This window comes from Terrisporobacter muris, assembly GCF_024621905.1.
GTDB lineage: Bacteria > Bacillota > Clostridia > Peptostreptococcales > Peptostreptococcaceae > Terrisporobacter > Terrisporobacter muris.
Window position 1 is genome coordinate 1 of record NZ_JANKBY010000197.1, and the last position, 6,721, is coordinate 6,721.

General features: G+C 27.9%; 8 protein-coding genes and 1 tRNA gene. 1 reads left to right on the plus strand and 8 read right to left on the minus strand.

Annotation, left to right across the window (positions count from 1 at the left end; translation table 11 throughout):
- The first annotated feature begins 119 nt into the window (after positions 1-119).
- Positions 120-205: transfer RNA gene (locus NSA58_RS13555), tRNA-Leu, on the plus strand.
- Between the two features lie 49 nt (positions 206-254).
- Here NSA58_RS13555 and NSA58_RS13560 read toward each other — a convergent pair.
- From NSA58_RS13560 to NSA58_RS13595, 8 genes are all read right to left on the minus strand, one after another.
- The gene (locus NSA58_RS13560) at positions 255-1,181 is read right to left on the minus strand and encodes a DUF1848 domain-containing protein (protein WP_257560570.1); all 927 of its coding nucleotides are present in this window, start codon (positions 1,179-1,181) and stop codon (positions 255-257) included.
- A 76-nt stretch (positions 1,182-1,257) separates the two neighbouring features.
- Positions 1,258-1,515: a phage holin family protein gene (locus NSA58_RS13565; RefSeq protein ID WP_039680210.1), complete on the minus strand. Its 258-nt coding sequence runs from the start codon at positions 1,513-1,515 to the stop codon at positions 1,258-1,260.
- Positions 1,516-1,668: 153 nt separating this feature from the next.
- Positions 1,669-2,442 carry a hypothetical protein gene (locus tag NSA58_RS13570; RefSeq protein ID WP_039680209.1) on the minus strand — a complete coding sequence of 258 codons (774 nt, stop codon included), beginning with the start codon at positions 2,440-2,442 and terminating at the stop codon, positions 1,669-1,671.
- Positions 2,443-2,876: 434 nt separating this feature from the next.
- Complete coding sequence (locus NSA58_RS13575) at positions 2,877-3,056, minus strand: hypothetical protein (RefSeq protein ID WP_039680208.1); 180 nt, start codon at positions 3,054-3,056, stop codon at positions 2,877-2,879.
- A 51-nt stretch (positions 3,057-3,107) separates the two neighbouring features.
- A complete protein-coding gene (pdxT, locus tag NSA58_RS13580) occupies positions 3,108-3,683 on the minus strand; it encodes a pyridoxal 5'-phosphate synthase glutaminase subunit PdxT (protein ID WP_039680207.1) in 576 nt (191 codons plus the stop codon).
- 1 nt (position 3,684) lies between these two features.
- Positions 3,685-4,560, minus strand: coding sequence for a pyridoxal 5'-phosphate synthase lyase subunit PdxS (gene pdxS, locus NSA58_RS13585; RefSeq protein ID WP_039680206.1), 876 nt, complete (start codon positions 4,558-4,560; stop codon positions 3,685-3,687).
- Between the two features lie 198 nt (positions 4,561-4,758).
- Complete coding sequence (locus NSA58_RS13590) at positions 4,759-5,580, minus strand: alpha/beta hydrolase (protein WP_052233037.1); 822 nt, start codon at positions 5,578-5,580, stop codon at positions 4,759-4,761.
- 363 nt (positions 5,581-5,943) lie between these two features.
- The coding region (locus NSA58_RS13595) for a metallophosphoesterase (RefSeq protein WP_257560571.1) at positions 5,944-6,721 on the minus strand (778 nt) is incomplete at its 5' end.

The following is a 6,721-nucleotide window of genomic DNA, read 5'->3' on the forward strand; positions in this document are numbered from 1 at the left end:
TTTTTTCATATATACCTTACACTTTTTCAATACCATAAAAATATTTTTATTATAATTAAATATTTCTTTATACTTGATTTTAATTTAAGCCTTTGTTATAATTTAGTGTAAATAAATATGCCGGATTGGTGGAATGGCAGACGCGACGGACTCAAAATCCGTTGGTAGCAATACCGTGTGGGTTCGAGTCCCACATCCGGCACCAATTCAAAAAGTAGTTACTAAGAATTTTTCTTCAAGTAACTACTTTTTTATTAAAAAAATGTTATTTGATTATCAATATAGCTCTCTTGTAGAGCGTCCTTAATAATATCACCTTCCATGAAATTTCCAATCAAAAAAGGTGAGTTTTTATCATGCTTCTTAAAATTATCTCTAACAATATCTCTACTATAATTAGCATAGCAATACAAACATCCATGATAACAAGTATTATACATACCAATATCATTACCTAACAAGCAATCACAACTTTCTCTACTGCCCTTTTTCTTAGGAACTTTTAAATTACTATGGATCGCTCTTTCAAGTACTGCTTGTGTCATACATCCACTACAATCTATACCAAACTTAGATAATTCATACCCTTCTGCACAAGTTTTTATATTTATATTATATTTAGTTCCAATACATACAAACTCTTTTGCTATAATTTCACGTTCTTCTTTTGATACTTCTCTCACACCTGGAAAATTTCGTTTTGTTTTTTCATATAAATCTACAAAGCTAATGATACATTCTTCAGTATATCCAGAAAGATTTGATGCCATTTTTTTAAAGTTTTCTAAATGGATCTTCAAACTATATTTCTCCGAAATAAAAATAGGATCATATCTCCATATAACTTTCTCTGGACCTATTACGGATGATAATTTTTTTAAACTTTCCATTACTTTTTCTTTATTTGGAACATTTGGTTCTATATCTTTATCATAAGGTGTAATTGTAACAAACCAGAACTGACCAAATCCTTTTAATTCATCTAACCTTTCAATCATAGGTTCAGGATTTTTTGTACAAAAACAAAGACAATCTACTACATCGGGGGTTAATTTGTATTTTGTCACTTGACTTGGATAATATGGATTTCTAGCATAAACGTATCCTTCTTTTATTCTATTGTAAAACCAGTCACTAAAGTAGGCTGGTATATCCGTTCTATTTCCTGTGTTAATTATCATAAATTATTTATTTCCTCCATAATCTCCATATCAAAACAATCTTATTTGTAGTTTACCCCTACTTATACTTGATAATCTATTTATTTTGAATTAAATTTACAAAAGTTTGATGAACACCTGTACTTGCTAGCCCTGAAAATAAACCACCTAAAATAACATCAGCAGTTATACTTTTATTTATCCATATGTTTATAAGACAACCTGTTATTCCCATTATTAATGGTATGTATTTATTTGGTATAAAATCTAGGCTATTTTTTATTATATATCCTAAACACATGCATATACCTACTATTACTAAAACTAAGTAATTATTCAAAAATCCTAAGTTCATAGTATCCCTCCTTAAATTTTTATTCATCATATCTTACGACTTAAAATAGAAAAAAAGACTAAAAGAATTAATCCCTTTAGTCTTTTAAGCCTTATTTATGTAAAATTTAATTGAATAATTTATGTACTAATTTATCTCATCTTTAATTTCAGATTAAACATCTGCAATTATTTCTTTTTTTATTCTTTTAAAAATCATAAATAATGATAAAATAATTAATCCAAGATAAATTATTTGTAAGCTATATTTTTGATAAAAAGTAGTAGTTAAGTACTTCATTCCTCTATCATTTAACCATATTCCAAAAGTAAATAATATAGGTATCTGAATTCCTATGGCACTTATATAAGTACTTGCTTTTGATGATACATATACACTTATCATACATGTAATAAAGGCTATGATGTAATTCAAAACAACTGATAGTATTATGTACTGTCCAAAAGTTATATCATACCAAGATGACATATCACTTATGGCTGAGTTTATGATACAATCCCAAAACATATAAGTATTGTTTTGTTTATATACTACAAACAATATTATTAATTGTATAGTAGCGATTATAAATGATGCTATAACACTTGCTGTTATCTCTTCATGTCTTAGATTTTGTGCTAGACTTTCTGGCAATCCACCAAGACCAATCCAAAAGTCTTTATCTTCATATCTATAAATTACATAATCTAAATTTTCTAATTCCCAAAATAAGTAATTCTTTTCCTCAAACATTATTTTGTTGTGTAAGTCATTAAGTTCTTTTTTGCCTACTTCTCCTCCATAATAGTGATCTATATCTTTAACTAAGTCATCGTAATTAGTACAGCTTGATTTTGCAAATAAATCTTTAGTTAATATATATTGTGTAGCTTCTTCAGCTCTTTTTTCTCTATAACTTTTCAAATCTTTAAATTCTTCTTCGTCCATTTACATGCCATATTTATTAAATATATTTACACTAACGTCACAGATATGTCTATCTGAACTATTTGGAAAATACTCTATATTAAAACTCATAAATAAAGACCATATAATAACTGTAATCAAAGTTTATAAAATAAACAAGTAATGTAACGCCTAAAATAATGTAACTTACAACTACCTATTATAATACACATACTACAAACTTATCTTTTATTAAATCAATACTTAAGTTTGAATAAGCATATAATAAGTTAACTTCATTGAAAAATTCCAACTCTTTCTGAGTAAAAACACCGCCCTCATAATTATTTGATTAGTATTCATTGCTCTTTGCAAATTCTTCTATACTAGAATAAGTTTTATTAACTTTTTTCTTTGTTATTTTATTTAACTCTTTTAAACTATTTTTATTTTTATATCCATAAACTATACTCCTACTACTTCATCTTCTTATCTGCAACCTCTTCAAGAGCTACTAGCTTCAATAATTCTTTTATTTTTTCATTGGCAACTAATTTTTCTATTCCCTTTAATGCCGCTAAATACATTAAAAATTTATTTGGTGCAAGAAGTACATATACCCTATTTTCAAATTCCATATTTATAATTATTTTCATACAAAAGAGCTATTACACAACTTAATTATAATTAGTTGTGTAATAGCTCTTTTATTTTATATTATTTTTCACCAGATTTACAAAATATTTATGTACTCTATTATCTTCAGTTAACTCTGGATGAAAAGATGTTACAAGCATATTATTTTCTTTTGCTGCAACAATATTTCCATCTATAACGGATAGTACTTCTACCTTTTTTCCCACAGATTCTATATATGGAGCTCTAATAAATATCATTTCTACATCTTCTCCAATCCCCTTAACAAAAGACTTTGTACCAAAACTCCCAAGCTGTCTTCCATATGCATTTCTTCTCACTTCAATATCCATAGTTGCTAGATGTTTTGTATCATCTTCATAAATACTTTTTGCAAGTAAAATCATTCCTGCACATGTTCCCCATACAGGTAGCCCACTTTCTATTTTTTCTTTTAAATCCTCATATATATCTAAAGCTCTAATTAATTTTCCCATAGTCGTACTTTCACCACCAGGAATTATTAAACCATCTATTTCTTTTAAATCTTCTTTATTTCTTATTTCCACAGTATAAACTTCTAAACTTTTTAGTATGCTTATATGTTCAGCATAAGCACCTTGCATTGCTAATACACCTATTTTCATATTACCAACCTCTAGTAGCTAATAATTCTTTGTCTTCCAAAGAATTAACCGCCACACCACTCATAGCTCCACCTAAGTCTTCTGATATCTCTGCTAATACTTTTGGGTTATTGTAATTTGTAACAGCCTTTACTATAGCTTCTGCTCTTTTTGCTGGATTGTCTGATTTGAATATTCCAGAACCTACAAATACACCATCACATCCTAATTGCATCATTAGTGCTGCATCTGCTGGAGTTGCTATTCCTCCTGCTGCAAAATTTACTACTGGAAGTTTTCCATTTTCGTGTACATATTTTACTAAATCATATGGTGCTCCCATTTCTTTAGCAGCATTCATTAACTCTTCTGTACTCATTGATTGTATAGTTCTCATCCCTGAAGTAACTGTTCTCATATGTTTAACTGCTTCTACTACATCTCCAGTTCCTGCTTCACCTTTTGTTCTTATCATAGCTGCACCTTCACCTATTCTTCTTAGTGCTTCACCTAAATTTCTTGCTCCACAAACAAAAGGAACTTCAAATTTACTTTTTTCTATATGATAAACATTATCTGCTGGTGTTAAAACTTCACTTTCATCTATAAAGTCTATTTCTAAAGCTTCAAGTATTTGAGCTTCCACAAAATGACCTATTCTTACCTTTGCCATTACAGGTATGCTTACAGCTTCTTGTATTTCTTTTATCATTTTTGGGTCTGACATTCTCGCCACTCCACCTTCTTTTCTTATATCTGATGGAACTCTTTCAAGTGCCATTACTGCACAAGCCCCTGCATTTTGTGCTATTATTGCCTCTGCTGGATTAGTTACATCCATTATTACTCCACCCTTTAACATCTGTGCTAAGTTTTTATTTAATACTTCTCTGCTCATTAATTGTACCTCCTAATTGTTTTATTTTATAAGTAAATAGTAGTACAATTTTAATTGTATCACAATAAAACTTTAATTTTTTCTATATTTACACAAATTGTATTGATACACTTTTGATTTATTTCCTATATATTAAAAAAACTAGAAAATATGTTAATTTAAACATACTTTCTAGCTATGATTTATATATTATAAAACTTATATTCTATCTTCCAACCAAAAATGTATATCATCCAATACCTTATCTTTGGCAAATTCATTCATGATTTCATGGTAAAGGCCTGGATATAACTTCAAGCTTTTATCTAGGGAAGATATATGTTCGTAAAGAATTTTTGAATCTTCTGGTGAAACTATCTTGTCCTCTTCTCCATGTAATATATATACTGGATATTCAAATTTATTCATATTATCATATATGTACTTAACTGCTTTATAGCACTCTTTATATATTTTACCTGCTGTTACATGGCAAACCAAAGGATCATTTTCATAGTCCTCCACAACACTTTTATCAGTACAAATTAAATCACCTAAAGCATTTTGTATTTCAGCATCATCATCTACATCTTTATTACTTTCCAATAATTTAGCCTCATCAATAGTAAGTCCTGCTGATAAAATTATTCCATCTACTGTATTTTTATAGTCTATGCCATATACTGTACTTATCATTCCCCCCATACTATGACCTAGTACAAAAACTTTTTCATTATTATTTTCTGTTTTAGCCATGGATACAATTTCATTAACATCTTGTGAGAAATTTTTATAGTTATCTATATAAGTTCTCTTTCCTTCAGATTTTCCATGACCTTGATTGTCAAATCTATAAACACTATATCCCCAATCATTAAGTTTAGATACCACATAATCATATCTGCCTAGATGTTCTGCTAATCCATGTACTATTACTATAATAGCTTTTGGATCTTCAACTAAATCTTTTTGAACAAAAAGCTCTATATTGTCCTTATTTCTAAACATCATGTTTTTACTTAAAACTTTAGCTTCTCCCATGTTTTTACCCCCATTTTTGATAAATTGAGAATAAGTTTTTGTACACTCCATGATGATATATCCTCAAGTTCAGTATATCAAACCTCATTTTTTATAACTACAATTCAATATCAAGTTTTATAAGTATACAATATTCATCTAATGATTATCTTACTTATTACAAGTAAATATATTTTATGACGGTATAATAAAACAATTTTCTCAAAAGTTTAAATAGTAAAATCTTACTTTAATCACTTAAAACTTTTAAGCATATTAAATAATGTAGAGAATAATTTTGCTTCACTTATAAAACCTGATGCTGTATATACTAAAAAGATTATTAATATAAACAATGCACTGACTAGCCTTATAATTTTGATCCTAATAATGTTTAGATTTTAATGTTATCTTAACCACTTCTGGCTTACAGTTAATTCTAACAAGTACCTTAGATCCTCCTAAACCTTTGGTAACTATCATAGTAGAATCCTTTTTATCATATTTCCCTAAATCATATTCAGGGAAAAAATGCCTATTTGGTGATAATAAACCTCCTAAAAAAGGAAGCCTAATTATTCCTCCATGTACATGTCCAGTTAATATTAGGTCTGCACCCCATTTTTCATACTCATCAAAATAAAAAGGCGTATGAGCTAATAAAATATTATACTCATTCCTATTTATCAACGGTAAGCTTTCTTGCAAAAAATTTTCATATAATTTTGTATTTTTGTTCTTATCAAATAAGTATTTATAACATTCAAAGGGTATTGTTAATCCATAAAGATTTATATGACTATTTCCTTTTTTTATTTGAATTTGATCATTATCTAAGTGGATGGCTGATAAGTCATGTAATTTTTTAAAATATTGTTTATATAACTCTTTATATCTTTTTACTAAAGCTTTTTGCTCATGATTACCAGTAATATAATATACCTTATATTTCTGTGTTAGATTTCCTAACAAATCTAGCGCCACTTGAAAGTTTTTATTTTCTCCATCTATTAGGTCTCCTGTAATAAATACTACTTGAGGATTTATTTTTTCAATCTCGTTAATTAAATAAATATTATTTTTACCAAAGGATTTATTATGTAAATCACTAATTTGAACAATAACATAATCATTAAATTCCTGCGGTATTTTTTTATTTTCT